The sequence below is a fragment of the Psychrobacter sp. TB20-MNA-CIBAN-0197 genome (assembly GCF_040309765.1).
In the GTDB taxonomy this organism is placed as follows: Bacteria; Pseudomonadota; Gammaproteobacteria; order Pseudomonadales; family Moraxellaceae; genus Psychrobacter; species Psychrobacter submarinus.
Window position 1 is genome coordinate 1 of sequence record NZ_JBEOPC010000569.1, and the last position, 273, is coordinate 273.

At 48.7% G+C, this 273-nt stretch carries 1 protein-coding gene; it reads left to right on the forward strand.

The window, feature by feature from the left end; genetic code table 11:
* A partial coding sequence (locus tag AAEY83_RS15000; RefSeq protein WP_351060146.1) for an ATP-binding cassette domain-containing protein occupies window positions 1-273 on the forward strand: 273 nt, incomplete at both ends.

Consider the following 273-nt stretch of genomic DNA (forward strand, 5'->3'; position numbering starts at 1 on the left):
CCTTCTGGCAGTGGTAAGTCCAGCTTACTAAACTGGCTAACAGGCACTTTGGCGAATGACTTTACCGCGACGGGTACTGTCTGGTTAAACGATAAAAATGTGACTCACCTGCCAGCCCATTTGCGCCGTATTGGGGTGCTGTACCAAGATGCACTGCTGTTTTCGCACCTATCAGTCGCGGGCAATATTGCTTTTGCCATGCCAAAAGGAAATAAGAGACAGCGAGTTGAAAAAATAGCGCAGTCTTTAGCGCAAGTGGGCTTAGAAGGGATG